Origin of the sequence: Paenibacillus durus ATCC 35681 (genome assembly GCF_000993825.1) — a bacterium.
Classification (GTDB): domain Bacteria; phylum Bacillota; class Bacilli; order Paenibacillales; family Paenibacillaceae; genus Paenibacillus_AQ; species Paenibacillus_AQ durus_B.
The window spans coordinates 3,181,782-3,205,252 of record NZ_CP011114.1 but is presented as its reverse complement, the minus strand read 5'-3'; the positions used below and the strand labels follow the sequence as shown (position 1 = coordinate 3,205,252).

General features: G+C 53.7%; 22 protein-coding genes. 18 read left to right on the top strand and 4 right to left on the bottom strand.

Annotation, left to right across the window (positions count from 1 at the left end; genetic code table 11):
• Positions 1-24: 24 nt before the first annotated feature.
• From spoVE to VK70_RS14765, 18 genes are all read left to right on the top strand, one after another.
• Positions 25-1,122 carry a stage V sporulation protein E gene (gene spoVE / locus VK70_RS14850; protein WP_025699178.1) on the top strand — a complete coding sequence of 366 codons (1,098 nt, stop codon included), beginning with the start codon at positions 25-27 and terminating at the stop codon, positions 1,120-1,122.
• A 5-nt stretch (positions 1,123-1,127) separates the two neighbouring features.
• Positions 1,128-2,243: an undecaprenyldiphospho-muramoylpentapeptide beta-N-acetylglucosaminyltransferase gene (gene murG, locus VK70_RS14845; protein ID WP_025699180.1), complete on the top strand. Its 1,116-nt coding sequence runs from the start codon at positions 1,128-1,130 to the stop codon at positions 2,241-2,243.
• A 290-nt stretch (positions 2,244-2,533) separates the two neighbouring features.
• A complete protein-coding gene (gene murA / locus VK70_RS14840) occupies positions 2,534-3,817 on the top strand; it encodes a UDP-N-acetylglucosamine 1-carboxyvinyltransferase (protein WP_025699181.1) in 1,284 nt (427 codons plus the stop codon).
• A gap of 61 nt (positions 3,818-3,878) precedes the next feature.
• The gene (locus VK70_RS14835; protein ID WP_025699182.1) at positions 3,879-4,631 is read left to right on the top strand and encodes a cell division protein FtsQ/DivIB; all 753 of its coding nucleotides are present in this window, start codon (positions 3,879-3,881) and stop codon (positions 4,629-4,631) included.
• Positions 4,632-4,907: 276 nt separating this feature from the next.
• Positions 4,908-6,176, top strand: a complete 1,269-nt coding sequence (ftsA, locus tag VK70_RS14830) for a cell division protein FtsA (protein WP_025699184.1) — start codon at positions 4,908-4,910, stop codon at positions 6,174-6,176.
• A 60-nt stretch (positions 6,177-6,236) separates the two neighbouring features.
• Positions 6,237-7,349 (top strand): cell division protein FtsZ, encoded by a 1,113-nt coding sequence (ftsZ, locus tag VK70_RS14825; protein WP_025699186.1) that lies wholly within the window; start codon positions 6,237-6,239, stop codon positions 7,347-7,349.
• A gap of 338 nt (positions 7,350-7,687) precedes the next feature.
• Positions 7,688-8,635, top strand: a complete 948-nt coding sequence (spoIIGA, locus tag VK70_RS14820) for a sigma-E processing peptidase SpoIIGA (protein ID WP_025699188.1) — start codon at positions 7,688-7,690, stop codon at positions 8,633-8,635.
• Positions 8,636-8,757: 122 nt separating this feature from the next.
• Positions 8,758-9,477 (top strand): RNA polymerase sporulation sigma factor SigE, encoded by a 720-nt coding sequence (gene sigE / locus VK70_RS14815; RefSeq protein ID WP_046724301.1) that lies wholly within the window; start codon positions 8,758-8,760, stop codon positions 9,475-9,477.
• A gap of 101 nt (positions 9,478-9,578) precedes the next feature.
• Entirely contained in the window at positions 9,579-10,361 is a 783-nt protein-coding gene (gene sigG / locus VK70_RS14810; RefSeq protein WP_025698156.1) for an RNA polymerase sporulation sigma factor SigG, read from the top strand.
• 140 nt (positions 10,362-10,501) lie between these two features.
• Positions 10,502-10,846, top strand: a complete 345-nt coding sequence (locus VK70_RS14805; RefSeq protein ID WP_025693099.1) for a YlmC/YmxH family sporulation protein — start codon at positions 10,502-10,504, stop codon at positions 10,844-10,846.
• A 68-nt stretch (positions 10,847-10,914) separates the two neighbouring features.
• Positions 10,915-11,766 (top strand): peptidoglycan editing factor PgeF, encoded by an 852-nt coding sequence (gene pgeF / locus VK70_RS28630; protein WP_025698158.1) that lies wholly within the window; start codon positions 10,915-10,917, stop codon positions 11,764-11,766.
• Between the two features lie 3 nt (positions 11,767-11,769).
• The gene (locus tag VK70_RS28625) at positions 11,770-12,468 is read left to right on the top strand and encodes a YggS family pyridoxal phosphate-dependent enzyme (protein WP_025698159.1); all 699 of its coding nucleotides are present in this window, start codon (positions 11,770-11,772) and stop codon (positions 12,466-12,468) included.
• Positions 12,468-12,917, top strand: coding sequence for a cell division protein SepF (locus VK70_RS14790; protein WP_025693102.1), 450 nt, complete (start codon positions 12,468-12,470; stop codon positions 12,915-12,917). Before VK70_RS28625 ends, VK70_RS14790 begins: the two co-directional genes overlap by 1 nt.
• Positions 12,918-12,924: 7 nt before the next feature.
• Positions 12,925-13,194 carry a YggT family protein gene (locus tag VK70_RS14785; protein ID WP_025693103.1) on the top strand — a complete coding sequence of 90 codons (270 nt, stop codon included), beginning with the start codon at positions 12,925-12,927 and terminating at the stop codon, positions 13,192-13,194.
• 3 nt (positions 13,195-13,197) lie between these two features.
• Positions 13,198-13,980 carry a YlmH family RNA-binding protein gene (locus tag VK70_RS14780; protein ID WP_025698161.1) on the top strand — a complete coding sequence of 261 codons (783 nt, stop codon included), beginning with the start codon at positions 13,198-13,200 and terminating at the stop codon, positions 13,978-13,980.
• Positions 13,981-14,207: 227 nt separating this feature from the next.
• Entirely contained in the window at positions 14,208-14,693 is a 486-nt protein-coding gene (locus VK70_RS14775) for a DivIVA domain-containing protein (protein ID WP_025698162.1), read from the top strand.
• Positions 14,694-15,982: 1,289 nt separating this feature from the next.
• Positions 15,983-19,072: an isoleucine--tRNA ligase gene (ileS, locus tag VK70_RS14770; protein WP_025696647.1), complete on the top strand. Its 3,090-nt coding sequence runs from the start codon at positions 15,983-15,985 to the stop codon at positions 19,070-19,072.
• Between the two features lie 253 nt (positions 19,073-19,325).
• The gene (locus VK70_RS14765; RefSeq protein WP_025696646.1) at positions 19,326-19,673 is read left to right on the top strand and encodes a DUF5665 domain-containing protein; all 348 of its coding nucleotides are present in this window, start codon (positions 19,326-19,328) and stop codon (positions 19,671-19,673) included.
• Positions 19,674-19,738: 65 nt separating this feature from the next.
• Here the strand turns inward: VK70_RS14765 and VK70_RS14760 are convergent, their stop codons facing one another.
• The 4 genes from VK70_RS14760 to VK70_RS14745 all read right to left on the bottom strand — a co-directional run bounded on the left by VK70_RS14760 (position 19,739) and on the right by VK70_RS14745 (position 23,469).
• Positions 19,739-20,731: a 3-oxoacyl-[acyl-carrier-protein] synthase III C-terminal domain-containing protein gene (locus VK70_RS14760; RefSeq protein ID WP_025696644.1), complete on the bottom strand. Its 993-nt coding sequence runs from the start codon at positions 20,729-20,731 to the stop codon at positions 19,739-19,741.
• Positions 20,732-20,847: 116 nt separating this feature from the next.
• Complete coding sequence (locus VK70_RS14755) at positions 20,848-21,189, bottom strand: hypothetical protein (RefSeq protein WP_025696643.1); 342 nt, start codon at positions 21,187-21,189, stop codon at positions 20,848-20,850.
• Positions 21,190-21,403: 214 nt separating this feature from the next.
• Positions 21,404-21,772 carry a carboxymuconolactone decarboxylase family protein gene (locus VK70_RS14750; protein WP_025696641.1) on the bottom strand — a complete coding sequence of 123 codons (369 nt, stop codon included), beginning with the start codon at positions 21,770-21,772 and terminating at the stop codon, positions 21,404-21,406.
• 53 nt (positions 21,773-21,825) lie between these two features.
• Positions 21,826-23,469 carry a thiamine pyrophosphate-binding protein gene (locus VK70_RS14745; protein ID WP_051505139.1) on the bottom strand — a complete coding sequence of 548 codons (1,644 nt, stop codon included), beginning with the start codon at positions 23,467-23,469 and terminating at the stop codon, positions 21,826-21,828.
• Positions 23,470-23,471: the final 2 nt, after the last annotated feature.

Genomic DNA, 23,471 nt, shown 5'->3' with positions numbered 1-23,471 from the left:
TACGATGCAAGAGGTGTGCACCCCATGAATAAGACTCGTCCTGCGCCGGATATCTGGCTGCTCATTCCGATTCTGGCGCTCCTGGCCATAGGCATGATTATGGTGTACAGTGCGGGCTCTGTGCTGGGCTTTCGCAATTATGGCGATTCCTTTTATTTTGTCAAAAGACAGCTGCTCTTTGCCGGGCTGGGTCTAGCCGCTATGTTCTTTACGGCCAACTTGGATTACCGTGTTTTGAAAAAGCTGTCCAGACCGGTGCTTATCATCTGCTTCATCCTGCTTGTGATTGTCTTGATTCCGGGAATCGGCGTTGTACGCGGCGGCGCGCGCAGCTGGCTCGGCATCAGTTCCTTCGGCATCCAGCCCTCCGAGTTCATGAAGATGGGGATGATCCTCTTTCTGGCGAACTGGCTGAGCCGCGAGGATTATGACATCTCTTCGTTCACGCGCGGGCTTCTGCCGCCGCTGGCCTTGATCGGGACAGCTTTCGGACTGATCATGCTTCAGCCCGATCTCGGTACAGGGACGGTGATGATGGGGGCGGCTCTGATGATGATTTTTACCGCCGGGGCGAGAATGAGCCATTTGCTGGGCCTTGGCGCGGCGGGCGTCGCCGGATTCGCCGCGCTGGTCGCAGCCGCGCCATACCGGCTTCAGCGGATTACCGCATTTCTCGACCCCTGGTCGGACCCGCTCGGCAAGGGCTATCAGATCATCCAGTCGCTGTATGCGATCGGCCCCGGCGGACTTGGGGGGCTGGGGCTCGGGATGAGCCGCCAGAAATACAGCTATGTGCCCGAGCCGCAGACGGACTTTATCTTTTCCATCCTGGCTGAAGAGCTGGGCTTTATCGGCGGACTTGCGGTGTTAATCTTATTCCTTATCCTGATCTGGCGGGGAATGAGAGTGGCGATGAGCCTGCCGGACCGATTCGGCAGCTACCTGGCAGTAGGCATCGTCAGCATGGTGGCGGTGCAGGTTGTCATTAATATCGGCGTGGTCATCGGCATGATGCCCGTTACAGGCATTACGCTGCCGCTGATTAGCTACGGCGGATCTTCGCTGACGCTGATGCTTACGGCGCTCGGCATTTTACTTAATTTATCCCGTTATGTGAGGTGAAGGCAATGCGTATCGTATTAAGCGGCGGCGGCACGGGAGGACATATTTATCCCGCCGTCGCTGTGGCAAGGCAGCTGGAAGGGGAGGATGAATCTTCCGCATTTTTATATATCGGCGGAACGCGCGGGCTTGAGAGCACGCTGGTTCCGAAGGAGAATCTTCCGTTCCGCTCGATCGATATTACCGGCTTCCGGCGAAAGCTGTCCCTGGACAACGTGAAGACGGTCATGCGTTTCCTGAAGGGCGTGAGGGAGTCCAGACGGATGCTGAAGGAATTTAAGCCCGATGTCGTCGTCGGAACGGGCGGCTATGTCTGCGGACCGGTGGTATATGCGGCCTCAAGGCTCGGCATTCCTACCCTGATTCACGAGCAGAATGCGATTCCGGGGCTGACCAACCGCTTTTTAAGCCGGTACGCGAGCACGGTGGCGGTCAGCTTTGAAGGGACCGAATCGGCTTTTCCCGGAAGCAAGCGCGTCATCTATACCGGGAATCCGCGCGCGACAACGGTAAGCAAGGCGAATCCGAAGCGGGGCTACGCAACCTTGGGCATACCCGAAGGCAGCACGGTCGTGCTGGTGGTCGGCGGCAGCCGGGGGGCCAAAGCGATTAACGAGGCGATGATCGAAATGGCCTCGCTTGCCGTTAGGGAATCCGGGGTTCATTACGTGTATGTCACGGGCGAGCCCTATTACGAGGAGACGCGTAAAAGCTTGCGTCAGAAGCTTGGAAGTTTTCCAAGCTGGCTGCATGTGCTTCCCTATATTCATAATATGCCGGAAGTGCTTGCCTGCACATCCCTGATTGTGAACCGTGCGGGCGCATCGTTTATCGCCGAAATTACGGCGCTGGGCATTCCTTCCGTCCTTATTCCGTCTCCCAACGTCACGAACAATCATCAGGAAGCGAATGCACGGCAACTGGAACGCGCGGGAGCGGCGATCGTGATCCTGGAGAAGGAATTAACGGGACAGTCGCTCTACAAGGCAGTCCGCTCCATCACGGACGACCCGGCCGTCCGGAAGCAAATGTCAGAGGCTTCGCTGGCGCTGGGCAAGCGCGATTCCGCGGCTCTGGTCGTTCAGGAGCTAAGGCGGCTTGCCGGCTCGCGCCGGAAGTGAACCGGTCTTTCGCAGGTACGGTCCTGTAGCGGCAGCCTATCCTTCGTTTCCTGGCTCCCTCCTGTCACACACCTGAGGAGATCTACATACGATATCCTATAAATCGTGACAATCACCTAAGGCTGCTTCCGGAAAGGGCTGACGGCGCGGTTTCCTCCGTTGAAGAGTGATCTTGCGACTGCCTGAAGTATCCGAAAAGCGGCTGCCTTTGCCGGTTTAAGCGTGCTTTTAACCTAAAGCGCCGGCGGCGCCCTAGCGGGAGGGTGAGCGGTAATCTCGGAGGTGATACATTGGACAAATTGGTGATTGAGGGTGGAATTCCCCTGTCAGGCACCATACGTATCCATGGAGCAAAAAACGCGGCGCTGCCCATACTGGCGGCAAGCCTGCTGGCCGAAGGCGTTCACTCGCTGCATAATGTGCCAAAGCTGCTGGACATCGAAACGATGCTTGCGATTATGGAGCGGCTCGGCTGCAAGGCCGGACATGAAGGGGATACGGTAACGGTGGACACATCGTCTGCCTGTTCATCGCATGTTCCGGAAGATTTGATGAAGCAAATGAGATCATCCATCTTCCTGATGGGACCGCTTCTGGCAAGGTTCGGTGAAGTAACGATCTATCAGCCGGGAGGATGTGCTATCGGCGAACGCAAGATCGATCTGCATCTGCGAGGACTGCAGTCTCTTGGGGCGGAGATCGAGGAAGCGAACGGAAAAATCTCCTGCCGGGCAGACCGGCTTAAGGGCTGCGACATTCATATGGACTATCCGAGCGTAGGGGCGACGGAGAATATTATGATGGCCGCTGCGACCGCAGAGGGAACAACGACGATTTCCGGAGCGGCCCGGGAGCCGGAGATACAGGATCTGCAGAACTTCTTGAACCAAATGGGCGCCTCGATTATCGGAGCGGGCACCGATACGATTACCATTCAGGGTGTACACAAGCTGCAGTCCTGCAGCTATGAAGTTATTCCCGACCGGATTGTCGCTGGAACGGTCATGATCGCCGCGGCGGCAACCCGGGGAGACGTCACGCTTACGCACGCCAACGCAGGTCATCTGAATTCGCTGATTCATGTCCTGAAGCGCGCCGGTGTTCAAATTACGGTGTGCAATGATATAATCAGTATTAGTTGTATGGGGCGCCCCCGCTCGGTAGAACGCATTGTGACTTCGCCCTATCCGTCTTTTCCGACGGATCTTCAGTCCCAGATCATGGTGCTGCTCGCACTGGCGGACGGTTTTAGCATCATCAAGGAGACCGTGTTTGAAGGCAGATTCAAGCATGTGGAGGAAATGGTACGGATGGGCGCCGATATTTCGACCGATATGAACCGTGCATTTATCCGCGGCGTCAAACGGCTCTATGGCGCCACAGTGGAAGCGACCGATCTGCGGGCCGGGGCGGCGCTTGTCATTGCTGGACTGGCCGCTCAAGGCACGACTATCGTCGAGCAGGCCCATCATATTGATAGAGGTTACGATGGCATTGAACTGCTGTTTCAGAAACTTGGCGCCCGGATCAGCCGCAAGACGCCAGTGCGGGGGCCGATTGATCTTGCAAATTAAACTTCCCTGTCTCCTCCAGTTGAACGATGGGGGAGGCAGGCCTTACTACGGAGATTAAAGAATGTCAAATACCCGACTGCCTGTTCTGCAAGAGGACAAGCCCAAGAAAAAAAGAAGCCGTAAGGTTACGGCGATCCTGCTGCTGCTGTTTATCGCGCTGCTTGGCGTTATCTTTTTCCGATCACAGGCTAGCCGAATTACGGAGATCGATTTCCTTGGCAGCAAATACTCTACCCCGGAAGAGCTGCTTCGGCAAAGCGGCCTCAAGAAGGGCGGGCAGTTTTTTGCCGTATCCAAGGGTGAAGTGGAGAAATCGCTGCTTGAGCTGAATACGGTGCAGCAGGTGACGGTGGACAAGCATTTCCCCGGCGTCGTTATCGTACAGATTAAGGAGTTTCCCGCTGTTGCCTACGAGATTGATCCAAGCGGGAGCCTGAAGGCGATCCTCTCCAGCGGCGCGTCGGTTTCCATCGATGAGAGCGGGATTGCCGTAGAGAAGCCCATTCTGACGGGCTGGAAGGCTTCCGATCCTTATAAGGCTAGGCTGTGCGGGGTGCTGGCGGAAATACCGAACGAACTGACCAGCGATATATCCGAGATCGTTCCTTCGCCGACGCTGTCTTTTCCGGACCGGATCAAGCTGTATACCCGTTCGCACTTTGAAGTGACTACGGCCGTCTCGCTGCTGAAAGACAAGGTGGAATACTTGAATCAGGTCATCGAAACGAAAGAGCCGGGCATGATTACGATGCTTGAAGCGGATTCCTATGTGCCCTTTGCCGGGAGCGGGGCGCAAGAAGACGCAGCAGAATAAATAGCCCCTACTCATAGGGGATAAAAAATGCTACAATCGGTTTTATGGGCAATAAATTTTCATCCCTCTTTTTTCTTAGGATTTTTTATATTTAAGCAATACTTTCAACATCCTGCTCCCGCTCCTATTTCCAGGCGAAGGACTCTCCTTCCCGCTCAAAAAATTTGGAGAAAAAAGAGGGAAAGGAATGGGCATGTGGAATAAGGTAGATAGACGTTTCCGTCTCTATTTTGGCGGCGGGATACCATTATGATTAATCAGGAGGTGCCATAGGACTTGAGCAACAATGACATCATTGTTAGTTTGGACATCGGTACATCCAAAGTTCGGGCAATTATAGGGGAAGTTACCAATGGAACCTTGAATATTATCGGTGTCGGATCTGCCGACTCGGAGGGTATACGCAAGGGTGCGATTGTAGATATCGACCAGACAGTCCAGTCCATCAAGAGCGCTGTCGAACACGCGGAACAGATGGTGGGCATTCAAATATCCGAAGTGTATGTCGGCATTTCCGGCAATCATATCGGTCTGCAATCCAGCCACGGCGTAGTAGCCGTCCAGAACGAAGATCGCGAAATCGGCGAAGAGGATATCCTGCGCGTTCTCAAAGCTGCGGAAGTGATTGCGCTGCCGCCGGAGCGTGAGGTGATCGACGTCGTTGCCAAGCAATATATCGTCGACGGTCTTGAAGGCATTCAGGACCCGCGCGGAATGATAGGCGTCCGTCTCGAAGTGGAGGCCACCATCGTTACCGGAGCCAAGACGCCAATACATAACCTGCTGCGTTGTGTGGAGAAATCAGGACTGAAAGTTAAAGACCTTGTGCTGATGTCTCTCGGATCCGGCGGGTTAGCGCTTTCCAAGGACGAGAAGTCCAGGGGGGCGGTGCTGGTGGATATCGGAGCCGGCGCAACGACGATAGCCGTATATGAAGAAGGTTCCCTTATTGCAACCTCAACAATACCGATCGGCGGAGAATTTGTAACGAATGATATCGCCTACGGACTGCGCACGCTGACCGATCAGGCGGAGAAAGTCAAGCTCAAATACGGATGCGCCTGGATTGACGATGCTGCAACCGAAGTCGTCTTCAAGGTGCTGAGAATCGGCAGCAATGTGGAGAAGGAATTCAACCAGGAGGATTTGGCTGCGATTATTGAGCCGCGCGTCCAGGAAATTTTCCACCTGATTCGTCAGGAAGTGAAAAGACTAGGTTACAGCGATCTCCCCGGAGGTTATATACTAACGGGCGGAACTGTATCGATGCCGGGCGTATTAAAGGCTGCTCAAGCGGAATTATCCGCATCCGTCCGGGTTGCCGTTCCCGACTACATCGGGGTAAGAGATCCCGGATTTACGAGCGGCGTCGGCATATTGCACCATGTCGTCCGCAGTTTTCGGGGACGCGGTAGCGGCGCGGTAGCGAGCGCGAACAAGAAGACGGCGGGCCGCAGCAAACCAAGCGCCGCACCAAGCCAGGAGACCGCTCCGAAGCAGGGATTTGTGGAGCGTCTAAAAAATATTTTCAGCGATTTCATATAGTGAACGTCCAGATACACTTGGACCGGCCATCCAAGCACATTGAGGGGGAGAGGGAACAATATGTTGGAATTTGATTTTGAAATGGAGAGCCTGGCGCAAATTAAGGTCATCGGCGTTGGCGGCGGCGGCAGCAATGCAGTCAACCGGATGATTGAAAACGGCGTTCAGGGCGTAGAGTTCATCACGGTTAATACGGACGCCCAGGCGCTGCATATGGCCAAATCGGAACATAAACTGCAAATCGGGGACAAACTGACCCGCGGTTTGGGCGCAGGCGCCAATCCGGAGGTCGGGAAGAAAGCGGCCGAAGAATCCCGCGATCTGATTTCGAATACTTTAAAGGGAGCCGACATGGTGTTCGTTACCGCAGGCATGGGCGGTGGAACCGGCACAGGAGCAGCGCCGGTGATTGCCGAAATCGCCAAGGAATGCGGAGCGCTCACAGTTGGCGTAGTTACCCGTCCTTTTACCTTTGAAGGCCGCAAGCGTTCCACACAGGCTGAGCTTGGCATCGAGGCGCTGAAGGAAAAAGTCGACACGCTTATCGTCATTCCCAATGACCGTCTCCTCGAAATCGTTGATAAGAAGACTCCGATGCTGGAGGCGTTCCGCGAAGCGGATAACGTGCTGAGACAGGCGGTACAGGGCATATCCGACCTGATCGCTGTTCCTGGTCTGATCAATCTTGACTTTGCCGACGTGAAGACGATCATGACGGAACGCGGCTCGGCGCTGATGGGCATCGGCATCGCAACCGGCGAGAATCGCGCTTCCGAAGCGGCTCGCAAGGCGATTATGAGCCCGCTGCTTGAGACTTCGATTGAAGGCGCGCGCGGTGTCATCATGAATATTACCGGCGGCTCCAACCTGTCGCTGTATGAAGTCAACGAAGCGGCGGAGATCGTCACCTCTGCTTCCGACCCTGATGTTAACATGATCTTTGGTGCGATAATCGAAGAGAGCATGAAGGATGAGATCAAGGTTACGGTTATTGCTACCGGCTTCGAAACCAAGGCCGCTCCTGCCGCGCCGGGACGCCGTCCGGCTTCGAATCAGACCGAGCCGGCAGCGGACAAGACGAATAATCTTCGTCCTTTCGGCAACCAAACGAGCTCCGACCAGTTGGACATTCCGACCTTCCTGCGCAACCGTTCGCGGGGTAATAACGACTGATCTGCAAGCAAGTCTTTCCCTCGGAAAGAAGAATAACCGGGTTTCTTGGCCGCAAGGCGAAGGAACCCTTTTTTTTACATGGCAGCAACACAAGGGAAGCCGCTCTACAGAAGGAGCAGCTTCTTTTTTTACATTCAGAAAGTACTGATGATCGGCATACAGGCATAAGCTGTTCCTGACGGATACATAGAAATCTCGACAAAAAAAGCCCGCTAACGCCCCCCAGGTTTAGACAGACTTTGGACTTGAGACTTTCTATACTATTCCTATCGCAGCAAAAAGACCCGAAGCCAAGCATTCTTGTTGCCGTGAATATGCAGCCTTAAGCAGGTGAGTGAATGGTAGTTTATATCGACTTGATCTTTGCCGCCAATCTGCTGATCGACGCGGCGCTGCTCTGGCTGACCGGCTGGATGGTCAAGGTAAGGATCAAGTGGTGGCGGCTGTGGTTATCCGCTCTAGTTGGTGCGCTCTATGTCGTTATGATGTTTGTGCCGGAGCTTTCCTTCATGTATACCTTTTTGATCAAGTTCGGCTTGTCGGTCGTTATGCTCTTGGCCGCTTTCGGTTATCCCAGCCTGCAAGGCTTCTTCCGGAGCATGGGGGCCTTTTATGTGATTAACTTTGCGGCGGCGGGCGGCATTCTTGGCGTACATTACCTGCTCCAAAGTTCTGGTGATATCTGGAACGGAATCTTGTATACGGCGACGGGAGGATATGCATACCGGCTGAAAATCGGGTTTTGGTTTGTGCTATTGATCCTGCTGCTGGTCCTGTGCTGTTACAAAGCCGTTCATTCCTCCCGCGCGCGAAGAGAGAAGCTTGAAGCTTATATCGGCATGGTGCAGGTGGAGATCGATGGCGTGACGGTTACCTGCACCGGACTGCTTGATACCGGAAATAGGCTGTATGATCCTCTGACAAAAACCCCCGTTATGGTGATGGAGGCATCGCTATGGGAGGAGTATTTGCCGCAGGAATGGAAAGGACGTCTATCCCAGGAGGGGGCGGATCAGCTGCTTTTAGAGACGGACGGGCAGTCCTTTATATGGCAGGACCGGCTAAGACTGGTCCCCTACCGCGGAGTGAACAGGGGAGCGTCATTTATGCTCGCGCTAAAGCCTGACCATGTTGCCGTAACGCTCGGCGGAGAGATTGCCCTGCACCGCAAGGTGCTGATCGGCCTTGACGGCGGGACGCTGTCAGGAGACGGAGCCTACCGGGCGATCATCCATCCGGATCTGGCACAGGGAGAAGCTGCCGCTGAGCCGGGAGGAGTCGCTTGATGGGACTAAAAATAATAGAAAGCGAAGCCCGAATTTCATACCGGAAATACCGGCCTGCGCAAACGGGCGGGAGAGCGTGTACGGCAGCTTCCTGGCGCGCACTTCTGGAAGGAGGAACAACGATGATCAAATGGAAACTGACCCTGCAGCTCCAATATTACCGGGTGCTGTTTCTGCTGGGGCTGAAAAGCCAGGAAATTTACTACATTGGCGGCAGCGAGGCGCTTCCCCCGCCGCTGACGCGGGAGGAAGAGGATTATCTGCTTCAGCGGCTCCCTTCGGGCGACGCGGCTGTACGCGCGGTACTAATCGAGCGCAATCTGCGCCTTGTCGTGTACATAGCGCGCAAATTTGAAAATACCGGCATTAATATCGAGGACCTGGTATCCATCGGCGCGATTGGTTTAATCAAGGCGGTCAACACATTCGATCCCGAGAAAAAAATCAAGCTGGCCACGTATGCGTCGCGCTGCATTGAGAATGAAATCCTGATGTATTTGCGCCGCAACAACAAGACGCGCAGCGAGGTATCCTTTGATGAGCCGCTTAATATCGACTGGGACGGAAATGAACTGCTGCTGTCGGACGTGCTGGGCACGGAAAATGATACCATCTACCGGAACATCGAGGAGCAGGTCGACCGCAAACTGCTGCAGAAGGCGCTGGAGAAGCTAAGCGAGCGGGAGCGGCTCATTATGGAGCTGCGGTTCGGGCTGCGCGGCGGCGAGGAGAAGACGCAGAAGGACGTCGCCGATCTGCTCGGCATCTCCCAATCCTATATTTCCCGTCTGGAAAAAAGAATAATCAAACGGCTCCGCAAAGAGTTCAATAAGATGGTCTAGCCTGCCCTGAAGGGAACCTTCCGGGAGGATTTGCCAAGGAATAAAATGGCCGACCGGGGAGATAATGTACAGTAATGTTTCTCCTTGGGAGGTTAATCATCATGACCCGAAATAAAGTCGAGATATGCGGTGTGGATACCGCCAAGCTGCCCGTTCTGACGAACGCGGAGATGCGGGAGCTGTTCACTTCGCTGCAGCAGCATGGCGAAACATCCGCCAGAGAGAAATTGGTAAACGGCAATCTGAGACTGGTGCTGAGCGTGATTCAGCGGTTCAACAACCGCGGGGAATTCGTGGACGATTTGTTTCAGGTGGGCTGCATCGGGCTGATGAAAGCCATCGATAACTTCGATCTGTCGCAGAACGTTAAATTTTCCACCTATGCGGTGCCGATGATTATCGGCGAAATTCGCCGCTACTTGCGGGACAACAATCCGATCCGCGTCTCCCGGTCTCTCAGGGACATTGCCTACAAGGCGCTGCAGGTGCGCGACAGCCTGACGAACCAGAACTCGCGGGAGCCCACGATTTTTGAGATTTCCGAGGCACTGGGCGTGCCGAAAGAGGATGTCGTATTCGCACTTGATGCCATTCAAGACCCCGTATCCTTGTTCGAGCCGATCTATCACGATGGCGGTGATCCGATTTACGTCATGGACCAGATTAGCGACGACAAGAACAAAGATGTCTCCTGGATTGAGGAAATTGCGCTGCGGGAGGCGCTGCAGAGGCTTGGACAGCGGGAAAAACGCATCCTGTCGATGCGGTTTTTCGAGGGCAAGACGCAAATGGAGGTCGCCGATGAAATCGGTATTTCCCAGGCCCAGGTCTCCCGGCTTGAGAAGTCGGCCATCCAGCAGATGCAAAAGCATGTGAAGTCATAACCCAAATGAGGACAACCATCCCACCCGAGGGTCCGCCTGACGGTGGGTTATTTTTTTGACAATCCTAAATAAAGAGCATTTGACCAAGCCGCCGCTACATATACTTAAAGTATACGTTTGAACTAACAGAGGTGGCGGACATGAATCAGGAAGCTCTGGCTTCGGGCAAAAAAATGAAAATTTCCGATTTTCAGGCCAAAGACGTTATCAATATTATCGACGGGAGACGACTTGGACAAATCAGCGATTTGGAACTGGATCTGCGGCGGGGAGTCATTGACGCGATTATCGTTCCGGGATATACAAGGTTTTTGGGATTGTTCGGCGGGGGCGCCGATCTCGTCATTCCGTGGCGGAACATTGTGAAGATCGGTTCGGATGTCGTGCTCGTCAAAATGGAGGAACCCCGCCCTTCGTCAGAAGCGGAAGAACGGGAGATGCTGGTGATCCAGCGGGAAGAACGGAATGAACGGCGCGCGTATTGAACGCTGCGCTGTCTTTTTTGAGATTATAGGAGTTTATCTTATGGTACACTTAAAGACGAGGTGAGAGAATGGAACCGTTTGTACAAAATAGCGCCAGTCCGGCATTATTCAGCCTGAGGCCGTGGACTGACCGTTTTTCGGAAATAACAGCCGGGTTTACAGGACGGACCGGGGGAGCCGGACGCGCGCCTTACGAGAGCCTGAACTGCGCTCTTCATGTGGGCGACATTCCGGAGGATGTTATTAAGAACCGTAAGACCATCGCTGAAAGCCTCGGCTTTGCGCTCGAAGACTGGACATGCGGGGAACAAGTGCACGGGGCGGAAATTGCTGTTGTAATTGCTGGCGACAAGGGGCGCGGCAGCCTGGACCGGACTTCGGCGTTTGCGGACACGGATGGACTTCTGACCAATGTGCCCGGCGTGCTGCTGACTTCTTTTTATGCGGATTGTGTACCCCTCTTTTTCCATGACCCGGTGTCAGGTGTTGTCGGATTGGCCCATGCGGGCTGGAAAGGGACGGTTGCGGAAATCGCTTCGGCTATGGTTCAGAGAATGGAAATGGTCTACAGCAGCCGTAAAGAAGATATCCGGGCTGCTATCGGACCGAGCATCGGCGGGTGCTGTTATGAAGTGGATGATTTCGTAATGGACCGCGTCCGAAAGCTGGAGGGTAGTCTGGCTCTGGCAGAGGAATCCGCAGACAGTCTTTACCGGCCATCGACCGCGCATAATGGCAAAATGATGCTCAACTTGAAAGAATTGAACCGACGCATTATGATAAAAGCAGGAATATTGCCGACTCATATCGAATGTACATCTTGGTGTACAAGCTGTAATCATGATTTATTCTTCTCTTACCGCAAGGAAAACGGTGTTACGGGAAGAATGGCGAGCTGGATCGGAATAAAGGAGAGTTGACCGTTGTCCTCGACATTGCAGGAAAGAATAGCCGAAGTCAGCCGGCGGATTGAGCGAGCGTGCGCAAGAAGCGGACGGAACAGCCGTGATGTTCATATCATCGCTGTAACGAAATATGTATCGCTGGAAGCGACATCCGCCGTGCTGGCTTCCGGCCTTGTAAATATTGGCGAGAACCGCTGGCAGGTTGCAGAGAGCAAGTGGGAAGCGCTGGGACATCAAGGAACATGGCATTTTATCGGGCATTTGCAGACCAATAAGGTGAAAGATGTTATCGGCAAATTTCAATATATTCACTCACTGGACCGGATGTCGCTGGCCAAGGAGCTGCAGCGCAAGGCGGAAGCGGAAGGGCTTTATGTGAACGTTTTTCTTCAGGTGAACGTCTCCGGAGAAGAGTCGAAATACGGCCTGAGTCCGGACAAGGTTCCCGATTTTTTGCAGGAGATCTCACGTCTTAACCGCGTCAAAATCATCGGACTGATGACCATGGCGCCGCATGAGGAAGATCCGGAGCTTACGCGTCCGGTATTTCGCGGCCTGCGCGAACTGCGGGACAAGCTTAACGGTATGGGGCTGACTCCGGAGCCGATAACAGAGCTGTCGATGGGCATGTCGAATGACTTTGAAGTTGCGATTGAAGAAGGGGCCACCTGGGTGCGCCTGGGTACGGTATTGGTAGGCCATGAGGAGGGATCGTAATGGGCGTCATGAACCGGTTTATGAGCTTTTTGGGTTTACAGGAAGAAGAGGAGATCGTTGAACGTGAACCGCTTAACCAGCATGATGAGGAAGATTATGCGCCGAATCCTGTAGAAACGCGCAAAAACCAGCGGGCAGGGAACGTCGTCAGCATCCATTCGCAAAAAAATGTAAAGGTTGTGCTGTACGAGCCGCGGTCCTATGACGAAGCTCAAGAAATCGCCGACCACATTCGCTCGCATCGTACTGTTGTCGTCAATCTGCAGCGGGTCCGCAATGACCAGGCGATGCGGATTATCGATTTCTTAAGCGGAACGGTGTATGCTTTGAGCGGCGGCATTTCCAAAATCGGGGGGAATATCTTCCTCTGCTCGCCGGATACCGTTGAAATACAAGGCTCCATTTCGGAAATGCTTGCAGACGACCAAGACTATAACAGAATGAGGTGAATGGGCTTTGCCCCAAATCTATTCCATTATCGAAATCCTGTTCAACATCTATTTCTACATGATTATTTTCTACGTGCTGATGTCCTGGCTGCCGAATGTCCGTGACAACTTCATCGGTGAATTGCTCGGAAAGTTGGTGGAGCCATATTTAACGCCGTTCCGCAAGATTATTCCGCCCTTGTTCGGAACGATTGACTTTTCGCCGGTTGTAGCTCTGCTCGTGCTGGAGCTAGCGATGAACGGATTGCGGTCCGTGCTGATTTATTTGATAGGATAAGGGATGAAGAACGAAATTTACGGTCATTTTCATCCTGATGAGCGGCAGTTTGTGGACCGGGCCTATGAATGGGTGGAAAATGCGGCCCGTTATCACGAAGTGAAGCTGACGGATTTCCTTGATCCGCGGCAGGGATACATCCTGCAATCTTTGGTTAACCGTCATCCCGATGTGAAGGTCAGATGGGATGGCGGGCATGAAGAAGCGGAGCGGCGGAGAGCGCTGATCGCTCCCGATTACCGTGATTTGGAAGACGAAGATATGGCGCTGAAAGTGCTGAGCATAACACCTGCTGAGCAGAAACTTTCGGAACTGGAGCATGGAGATTATATGGGTTCCCTGCTTGGTCTGGGAGTCAAGCGAAGTAAAATTGGCGATATCCACGTCCTGGAGAACGGCTGCCATGCCGTCGTGACGTCGGATATCGCTGATTATTTGGCGCTGAATATGAGCAGCGTAGGCCGCGCTCCAGTCAGCGTGGAAGTGCTGCCGGTTTCGGAGCTTCGCAGATCCGAAGTCAGGCTGGAGCCCATGGAGATTACTGTCTCTTCCCTGAGGCTGGACGGAGTCGCTGCGGATGTGTGCCGGTTAAGCCGGAGTAAAATTCTCGTTCCCGTTAAAGCGGGCCGCGTCCGGGTAAACTGGAAGGTGGAAGAGGACCCTTCTTTCCAACTTAAAGAAGGCGATGTGGTCTCCATTCAAGGCTTTGGACGGTTTAAAGTGCTGGAGATTGGCGGACTGACCAAAAGAGGCCGATACCGTGTCCGGGTCGGTAAATTTGTATAATTTTCTTGCAGGAATTTCGGTACGCCTGTCGAAATTGAATAACTCATGAGGGCAGCTAACATTTGTGGAGCTGGACGCCGATAATTGTAGCAGAGGCGAGTTCTAAGGCATTCACGGGAAGAATGGGTCGATCGCCCTTTCCTAACTTGTTTTTTTGACTTTCTTCTTCGTCCGCGGAGATGAACGGACGTTTGGGCGAGGCCCGAAATTTCTAGGAGGTGCACAGCATGCCATTAACGCCGCTCGATATACATAACAAGGAGTTTACCCGGCGGCTCCGAGGTTATGATGAAGACGAGGTCAATGAGTTTTTGGATCAGGTCATCAAGGATTACGAAAGCGTCATCCGTGAGAACAAGGAGCTTAGTAATCAGCTTATGACTCTGCAGGAGCGCCTGGACCATTTTACGAACATCGAAGAGACCTTGTCGAAGACCATCATTGTAGCCCAGGAAACTGCCGATGAAGTGAAGAACAACGCGAAGAAGGAAAGCCAACTGATCATCAAGGAAGCCGAGAAGAACGCCGACCGGATTATCAACGAAGCCTTATCCAAGTCCCGCAAAATCGCGATTGAGACCGAAGAGCTGCGCAAGCAGGCTTCGATTTACCGTACACGGTTCCGGACGCTGGTGGAAGCGCAGCTGGAGCTGTTGTCCCAAGACGATTGGGACGCGCTGGAAAGCCGCGAGGTTCGTGAAGAAGTATTTTAAGGCACTTGCCTTGGCCTGTTGACTTTTGTCGTCAAAGAGGCTATAACTAGAACATATCTGCAACATTTTATATGTATTCGATGACGGGACTAGTACGTCATGGTAATGATCCCCAGAGAGTCGGCGCCCTGCTGCAAGCCGATGTTCAGACCGTGCCGGAATATCCTCCCCAAGAAGCGAACCTGAAACGAAGCGTTATGTCGTGTGTAAGGTGAGCCGTTTCCCGGACGTTACACCGGACCCGCGTTCTTGCGCGGGAGCTGAGATCGCGTTGTACCTTGACCGTTAACACGGAAGGAGTCTGCGCGGAATTAGGGTGGTATCGCGAGCGTCGCCTCGCCCCTTTGGGGGCGGGGCGTTTATTTGTTTGGAGGGCGATCCCCCTAAATCCCCCTTCCTCAAGGGGGACCCCAAGGGTTGCACCCTCTGGACACCCGCAAGGGTTGGAGAGGAGCGCGGGGCTCGCCGGTTGGGGAGCGGAGGTTGGCGGTGGAGCGGCCCTTCTCGCGGCATCCCCTGTCGGGGACGCCGCTCGGGGCCTTCGCAGTGCCGGTTGGACGCGAGCGGCTCCGCGCCGCCCGCGTGAGGCCCCTCGCGAAGGCTGCCCTGACGGGATCGCGGCTCGGGTGCCAAGGGCCAAGCGGGTGCGAGCGGCTCTGCGCCGCCCGCGTGAGGCCCCTCGCAAGTGCTGCCCTGGCGGGTTCGCGGCTCGGGTGCCAAGGGCCAAGCAGGTGCGAGCGGCTCGTGCCCCGCCCGCCTAGTGGCCCCTCGCGAGTGCTGCCCTAACGGGATCGCAGCTCGGGTGCCAAGGGCCAACCCAGGTGCAAGCGGCTCCGCGCCGCCCGCGTGTGGCCCCTCGCGAAGGCTGCCCTGGCGGGTTCGCGGCTCGGGTGCCAAGGGCCAACCCTGGTGCGAGCGGCTCCGCGCCGCCCGCTAGTGGCCCCTCGCGAGTGCTGCCCTGACGGGTTTCGCGGCTCGGGTGCCAAGGGCCAACCCAGGTGCGAGCGGCTCCGCGCCGCCCGCTAGTGGCCCCTCGCAAATGCTGCCCTGACGGGTTCGCGGCTCGGGTGCCCAAGCCAGCCGCCTATATGCGGCGGCTGGGCCTACGCTTTGCGCCGCCGTAGAGCGGCCGCTTGCGGCAAGCGAGCATTACGCCAACAGTAACTTAATAGAACGCCGCCGCCCCGGACCCTGACAAACTTCCGGGTGTCCAGAGGGCGGAGCCCTTGGGGTCCCCCTTGGCTAAGGGGGATTTAGGGGGATCGAAATTTTTAAAGGAGTTGACCATCATGCATAAAGTAGACATCAAAGAAAAAGCGCGGGACAGAGACGTCCGCATCTTAAAGAAATGGAACGAGGAGAATACGTTCCGCAAATCGATCGAGTACCGCGAAGGCAAGCCGAACTATGTATTCTATGAAGGTCCGCCGACCGCGAACGGCGCGCCGCATATCGGGCACGTGCTTGGGCGCGTGATCAAGGACTTTATCGGCCGCTACCAGACGATGAAGGGCTACCGCGTCGTGCGCAAGGCCGGCTGGGATACCCACGGTCTGCCGGTTGAGCTTGGCGTTGAGAAGCAGCTCGGCATCTCCGGCAAGCAGGAAATCGAAGCCTACGGTGTCGAGAAGTTCATCAAAAAGTGTAAAGACAGCGTCTTCGGCTACGAGAAGCAGTGGCGCGAATTTACGGAAGCGATCGGATACTGGACCGATCTCGACAATCCTTACGTTACCCTGAACAACACATACATCGAGAGCGTATGGAACATTCTGGCAACGGTTCATGAGAAAGGGCTGCTGTACCGTGGACACCGTGTCAGCCCGTACTGTCCAAGCTGCCAGACGACGCTCAGCTCACATGAAGTGGCTCAAGGCTACAAGACGGTTAAAGACCTGAGCGCCACGGCCAAATTCAAGCTGGACGACAGCGGCGAATATGTGCTGGCCTGGACGACGACGCCTTGGACGCTTCCGGCGCATATGGCGCTGGCGGTCAATCCGGATATGGATTATGTCCGGGTGCAGCAGGAGGACGGCGTCTATATCATGGCCAAAAATCTGGTGGAAGAAGTGGCCAAGGGCGAGCATACGGTGCTGTCCGAATTAAAAGGCTCCGATCTGGTCGGCAAGACGTACCAGCCACCGTTCAGCTACATCCAGGCGGAAAGAAGCAATGTCATCGTCGGCGCTTCCTTCGTTACGGATGCCAGCGGTACAGGGATTGTCCATATGGCTCCGGCGCATGGCGAGGACGATTACAAAACCTGCCGCGAGAACGGCATCACCTTCGTGAATGTGGTGGATACGTCGGGTAAATACACCGATACCGTAACCGATTTTGCCGGACGCTTTGTGAAAGACTGCGACCTCGATATCGTCAAAATGCTGTCGGAGAAGGGACTGCTGTACGGTAAGGAAAAGTACGAGCACAGCTATCCGTTCTGCTGGCGCTGCGACACGCCGCTTCTGTACTATGCGACAGACAGCTGGTTCATCAACACAACGGCCATCAAGGATCAACTGATTGCTAATAATAATGGCGTTGACTGGTATCCGGGGCATGTCCGCGAAGGACGGTTCGGCAAGTTCCTTGATGAACTGGTGGACTGGAACATCAGCCGCAACCGCTACTGGGGCACGCCGCTGAACGTATGGGTCTGCCAGGAGACGGGCAAGGAGTTCGCGCCGCATAGCATCGCCGAGCTGAGAGAAATGGCCACCTCTGATGTGCCGGAAGACATCGAGCTGCATAAGCCGTATGTGGATAACATCCGTCTGCGCAGCCCGTTCAAGGAAGGTGCGGAAATGGTGCGGACCTCCGAAGTCATCGACGTATGGTTCGACAGCGGCTCAATGCCGTTTGCTCAGAGCCATTATCCGTTCGAGAACGCGGATAAGCTGGACGACCAATATCCGGCCGATATGATCTGCGAAGGCATCGACCAGACGCGCGGCTGGTTCTATAGCTTGCTTGCGGTATCGACGCTGTTCAAGGGTAAGGCGCCTTATAAGGCGGTTATCGCGACAGGCCATATTCTCGACGAGAACGGCCAGAAGATGTCCAAATCCAAAGGCAATGTCATTAACCCTTGGGATATCATGAACGAATACGGCACCGACGCGTTCCGCTGGGCGATTCTGGCCGACAGCGCGCCGTGGAACAACAAGCGCTTCTCCCGCGGGCTTGTGGGCGAGAGCAAATCCAAGGTCGTCGATACGCTGGTGAACACTCATGCGTTCCTGACGCTGTACGCGGGCATCGACGGATACGATCCGGCCGAGCATCCGTTTAAGCTGTCGAATCACAAGCTGGACCGCTGGATTCTGTCCCGGCTGAACAGCCTGATCCTCGTTGTGGATAAAGGGCTTGCGGTCAATGATTTCGTCAACTCGTCCAAAGCGATTGAGAACTTTATCGACGAGCTGAGCAACTGGTACATCCGCCGTTCGCGCGACCGTTTCTGGGGCAGCGGGCTTGGAGAAGAGAAGCTGGACGCTTACCGTACGCTGACGCATGTGCTGCTGACGACGGCGAAGATTGTCGCTCCATTCATGCCGATGCTGGCTGAGGATATTTTCGTCAACCTGGGCGGCGGAGAAAGCGTACATTTGGCCGATTACCCGGCAGCCGACGAGAGCCTGATCGATACCACGCTTGAGCAGGATATGGAGAGCGCCCGTAACATCGTCGAGCTGGCACGCAACGTCCGCAACGAGACCGGAATCAAGACCCGTCAGCCGCTTTCCGAGCTAATTGTTTCCATCAGCCACAGCTTTAATGTCGCGGATTACGAGGAGATCATCAAGGACGAGATCAACGTCAAGTCCATCGTGCTGGAGACGAGCGACAGCGGATTTGTTGATTTCACTTTGAAGCTGAACCTGAAGGTCGCGGGCAAAAAATACGGCAAAAACGTCGGCTTCATCCAAGGGTTCCTGAAATCGATGGACAGCGACGCCACGCGCAGCGCAGTACAAAACGGGCGGGTCGCCGTTACCTCGCTGGAAGGCGAAGAGCTGCAAATCACCGCAGAAGAGCTGCTGATCGACAAGCAGGCCAAACCGGGCTTCGCGTCCGCATCCGGTTATGGAATTACGGTCGCCCTGAACACGGAAATCACGCCCGAGCTGGAACAAGAGGGCTGGGTGCGTGAAATCGTACGCGCGGTTCAGGATTACCGCAAACGGCTTGATCTGGCGATCGATAAGCGTGTCGCGCTCACTCTCGATGTCGATGACGAGCTGAAAGCTGCCGTTACCGCGTTCGAGAATGTCCTGCGGGAAAATGTCCTCGTGACGACAGTTGATTTCGGCAGCGGCGATTCTTTTGAAACGGTGGATATCGGCGGTAAAACGATCGGCATTCTTATCGGCTAAGCTACCGTTCATCAGCTGAATTGGCGCATGTCCCATCCGTAAAGTGCATATACTAGCGTCAGAAGTATGACCGCAGGTGTTAATGCGAGAAGTATTCCCGGCTTGAATATTTCGGCGCTAATAGGCGAGTCCCGTGCGAAAGAATAGACAGACAGTCTCTATTCGCCGGGCTCGTTTAGGTTTCGGCGTAAAACGGAGGGGGCGCAAGATGAAGGAGGACATAGACGGAGGGGCGGACCTTCGATCAGATCCGATGCATTGGAAGCAGCTAGTGCGTAGCGGGGAAGGCCCGTCAGAACCTCCTGACAGGGACAAGCTCGACGCTGTTTACCGGGTGGTTACTGAATGGGCGCAAAGAATGGAAAAGTCGCGGATTTCCGAGTATTTGGAGCTGCTGCATTCTCCTTGGCGGCTGATATGGCTGAACGTGCTGTCGGGTACCGCGCGCGGCGTCGGAATCGCCATTGGGTTTACCTTTTTTGCCGCAACGATCATTTACGTGCTTCAGGTGCTGGGGGCTCTTAATCTGCCGATTATCGGGGATTACATCGCCGATATCGTCCGCATCGTCCAACATCAGCTCGAACTCCATACGTTTTAGTTCCGGCTAGAAAAACGGCCCGCATGCAGAACATCTGCGTGTGAGCCGTTTTTCTAGATTAAGGCTTAATACTCCATGACAAAAGCTACGTTTTGCCAGCCGGCGCCAACCGTCCAGAACAGAAGCTTGTCTCCGCGTTCGATTTTGCCAGTGGTTACAGCTTTGTGCAGAGCGATGAAAGGGCTGCTCGTCGAGGTATAGCCGAATTCATCGCCGATGTAGACGGCTGCGTCGCTGCCGATGCCCGTCTTCTCGGAAACCGCGCGAATATTGGGAAGTGACAATTGAGAGAAGCAAGCCGCTTTAATCGATTCAGGGGCGATCTCATTTTCACTAAGCAAGGTGTTGATAGATTCAGAGGCGGCGTCAACGCAGATCGAATCGTCAAAAGGAATGAATCTAACATTGAACTCCCCGGCACCAACGCCGGTGCGGCCCACCTTGGCCAAGCCTTCTGACGGAAACATCGAGTTGCCGTAAACACAAGTGTCTGTCTGATAGATGGAATCTATGAAGCCTACGGAATTCTCATCACGCTCCAAAATGACAGCGGCGGCAGCATCACCGAAGTTGGCATAATACACAGGATCATTCTTGTCGGCATGCGGCGCAACATGATCTGAGCCGATGACCAGAGCGCGGCGGATTCTTGGATTGGCCATCATTTGCCGGCTAACCTGTTCAACCGAAGCTGTCATTCCCGCGCAGTTCGCATTGCTGTCGATGCAGATTGTATGGGATGCTCCGTTTATCAGCCGGTGAATCATCAAGGAGTTCGTAGGAAAAATATACTCAGGAGTCTGGGTCGCATAAGCAATGAGATCGATATCGGCACCGGTAAGACCGGTCTTTTCCAGAACATTGCTCGCTGCCTCGAAGGCCATCGTCAGGGAATTCTCATCCTGATTATCGATGCTGTAGCGGTTTTCACGGCCCAGAGCGGCGAGAAGTCCACGGATATCAATGCCCTTTTCGTCAAAATGCTCAATGAAAAAGTCGTTGCCAATCTTTTTGCTTGGATGATAGATATCAATGTCCTTTATACGAATCCCAGCCATATGTATCCTCCTAAAAGTTTTGTGAGCGTTACTTCATTGTCCAGCTTCGTACAAAACTCGCATCGAAAGCATCCACTGAGCACTAAGTTGCGTGAGCGTTCACTCCGTTGGTATAACTAGACTGAAATAATTTCCAGGTTTTCCAGTCCTGCTTTGCGGCCCAGACGAGACAGCTGCATTTTGAGGACAGGATTATTTTCAAGGGTAAGATTTACTTTTTCAAATCCGTCGCCCTTGAACATGATGAAGCAGCCTTCGAGGAGCGGCACAATTTCAGGTGCGGTTACATTCAGCTTTCTGCAATCAATCTTCAGCTGATAGTCTACAGGAGTAATACCACTGATCGTTTCTTTATAGGCTTGAATCGATTTAAGGCCGTCTTCTTCTGAAAAAGTTCCTTCTAGTTCAATATTAATTACCTTTTTAGCGGTGTCTTTCTTCAAAATAAATTTTCCCATGTCTTCATCTCTCCCGGAATTTGATGAGTTTAGCATTCAGCCCAACTGAGTCTCCGCAGTCAGTCTTCGTGCATATATCCTTAAAAACTATCTGCTAACGCCAACATTCGACATTGCAACCTTAGCGTTGGGATATTTTTCTTTATTGTATACATAAATTTCTCAGATATGCAATAAAAAAGTCGAATGATGCATTATTTTGTCGACAGATCAGTTATTGGATCTCATCCAGGGTAGAGAGCAGAACATTAAAAGCGGAAATAATCCTTGGAGCGCCAACACAGGGTACCAGATGCAGTAAAATGCCTTTGATCTGATCAACGGTCATGCCTACACGGAGCGCCATCACATAATGGACGCCGAGCTGCTCGAATTGACCCATCGTAATTAAAGAGGAAATAACGGCAATCTCTTTCCAATCCGCGCCAATAGTGGTTCGCTGAAAAATGTCGCCATAAGCATTGCCCATAATAAATTCAGCCAATTCTGGAAAATGCTCTTTGACCGGAGCCATCGCCTTGGCTCCATAATCGCCGGAAAGATTGGAGAAATGCTTAAAACCGCTGTTTATGTTCTCTTTCATAGAGATGCCTCCTAAATTTTTGCTAGCGTATGCTGCTATTGTCTGTGTAACTATTAATTGAGATTTAGTGTGCGGTGTGCGGTAGGAGGCACTTCGTCACGGTCAGTCAGCAGCTCGATGACGGCAACGCGGTTTAAAGCCACAGCTTCGCTGATGGCGGCAGCAAATTGCTCTGCGGTCTCGCATCTAAAGCCGACAGCTCCCAGCGATTCGGCAAATTTTACGGCATCCATAGGGACTTCAAATAGAGTTCCGTCGATTCTGCCTGTAGTTTTTTCCATTCCTTTTAACGCCATATCCAGCTGCATATTATTCACAACGATAAAAATGACCGGGATATTCTTGCAAACGGCAGTATTTATTTCAGTACCAAGCATCATGAAGCAGCCGTCGCCGGTAATGCAAAATATCGTTTCCTCAGGGGAAGCAGCCTTTGCACCGATCGCCATGCCAATGGCGTTACCCATGCAGGCAAAGTAGGCGTCGAAGACAAAACTGCCCGGTTTCTTCACGTTGTACCACTTCACGGCATTGAAGCCGTGGCTGCCGTCATCCACAAATACGGTATTGTTATAAGGGATCAGGTCGCTCATCGTGCTCATTACCGACGCCAGTGAAAGTTTAGGCAGATCTGGCAGTTCTTCCGCATAATGAACAGCGGTCTCCGCTTCGCGTTTGTTAATAGCGGCAGTATCAACATTCTTGAGATACAGCGACAAATTATCACGCAAATCTCCACCGACAGCTATCGTCTGGGAATTCAATATTTTTCCTACAAAGGTAGGGTCTACATCAAACTGAATCAAGGTCTTTGGATGGTTCTCCGCCTTGAGGTTGCAAATGGTCATATCACTGAGCCGGGACCCAAGCACGATAAACAAATCACTGCGGTTTAATAAATCGTCGCCATGCTTGCATCCGCCCACACCGACCGGACCGTGGTACAGCGGATGATCCCAGGCAATAGCGCCTTTGCCGCCGGGAGTTGTCACGACAGGAATATTAAAGGTCTCCGCCAATTGGACCAATTCCGTATGCGCGCCGGAGCGGTTGACGCCTTTACCGGCTATGATCAGCGGTCTGCTGGAATGGTTAATGGCATCAATAACACGATCAAAATTAGCGTAATTGACAAGTGTTTCCCGTTCAGGGATAACAATTCGGCATTCTTTAAGCGGTTCGGTCTGGACATCAAACGGAATGCACAGATGAACAGGTCCGCGTTTGCCGCTTAGCGCAATAGAAATGGCATGATTAAAAATCGTGCTGAAATGGTCGCCTCGTTCGATTAGCTTGCTGAACAGCGTAGCGGGTCTGAACATGTCCGCCAAATCTGCAAGATACGAAGAGGAATCCTGGCATTGGGGAATTCCGAGCTCCTGAATGGATTGATGTCCCGTGATAAACAGCACAGGGAGGTTATTGGCTTTGGCATGTGCCGCCGCTGTGAGGAGGTTCGTCCCCCCCGGACCGGAGGTGCCGAAAGCGACGCCGAGGTTTCCGGTTTTCAAGGCATAGCCGGAAGCTTCGAATCCGGAGCTGGATTCATGTCTTCCGGGAATAAACTCAATACCATAGTCCACCATTTTAAGAACTATCGGGCAAATGGATTTACCGATAATGCCAAAAGAATGCGTTACTCCGAGATTGTGTAGTGCTTCCGCCATATAATCTGCGACTGTCTTCAAAAGATCCACCT

Excerpts from the sequence above, each read along its gene's own strand:
- spoVE (WP_025699178.1), top strand. The coding sequence starts at position 25 with ATGAATAAGACTCGTCCTGCGCCGGATATCTGGCTGCTCATTCCGATT.
- murG (WP_025699180.1), top strand. The coding sequence starts at position 1,128 with ATGCGTATCGTATTAAGCGGCGGCGGCACGGGAGGACATATTTATCCC.
- VK70_RS14835 (WP_025699182.1), top strand. The coding sequence starts at position 3,879 with ATGTCAAATACCCGACTGCCTGTTCTGCAAGAGGACAAGCCCAAGAAA.
- ftsZ (WP_025699186.1), top strand. The coding sequence starts at position 6,237 with ATGTTGGAATTTGATTTTGAAATGGAGAGCCTGGCGCAAATTAAGGTC.
- spoIIGA (WP_025699188.1), top strand. The coding sequence starts at position 7,688 with ATGGTAGTTTATATCGACTTGATCTTTGCCGCCAATCTGCTGATCGAC.
- sigE (WP_046724301.1), top strand. The coding sequence starts at position 8,758 with ATGATCAAATGGAAACTGACCCTGCAGCTCCAATATTACCGGGTGCTG.
- sigG (WP_025698156.1), top strand. The coding sequence starts at position 9,579 with ATGACCCGAAATAAAGTCGAGATATGCGGTGTGGATACCGCCAAGCTG.
- VK70_RS14805 (WP_025693099.1), top strand. The coding sequence starts at position 10,502 with ATGAATCAGGAAGCTCTGGCTTCGGGCAAAAAAATGAAAATTTCCGAT.
- pgeF (WP_025698158.1), top strand. The coding sequence starts at position 10,915 with ATGGAACCGTTTGTACAAAATAGCGCCAGTCCGGCATTATTCAGCCTG.
- VK70_RS14790 (WP_025693102.1), top strand. The coding sequence starts at position 12,468 with ATGGGCGTCATGAACCGGTTTATGAGCTTTTTGGGTTTACAGGAAGAA.
- VK70_RS14780 (WP_025698161.1), top strand. The coding sequence starts at position 13,198 with ATGAAGAACGAAATTTACGGTCATTTTCATCCTGATGAGCGGCAGTTT.
- VK70_RS14775 (WP_025698162.1), top strand. The coding sequence starts at position 14,208 with ATGCCATTAACGCCGCTCGATATACATAACAAGGAGTTTACCCGGCGG.
- ileS (WP_025696647.1), top strand. The coding sequence starts at position 15,983 with ATGCATAAAGTAGACATCAAAGAAAAAGCGCGGGACAGAGACGTCCGC.
- VK70_RS14765 (WP_025696646.1), top strand. The coding sequence starts at position 19,326 with ATGCATTGGAAGCAGCTAGTGCGTAGCGGGGAAGGCCCGTCAGAACCT.
- VK70_RS14760 (WP_025696644.1), bottom strand. The coding sequence starts at position 20,731 with ATGGCTGGGATTCGTATAAAGGACATTGATATCTATCATCCAAGCAAA.
- VK70_RS14755 (WP_025696643.1), bottom strand. The coding sequence starts at position 21,189 with ATGGGAAAATTTATTTTGAAGAAAGACACCGCTAAAAAGGTAATTAAT.
- VK70_RS14750 (WP_025696641.1), bottom strand. The coding sequence starts at position 21,772 with ATGAAAGAGAACATAAACAGCGGTTTTAAGCATTTCTCCAATCTTTCC.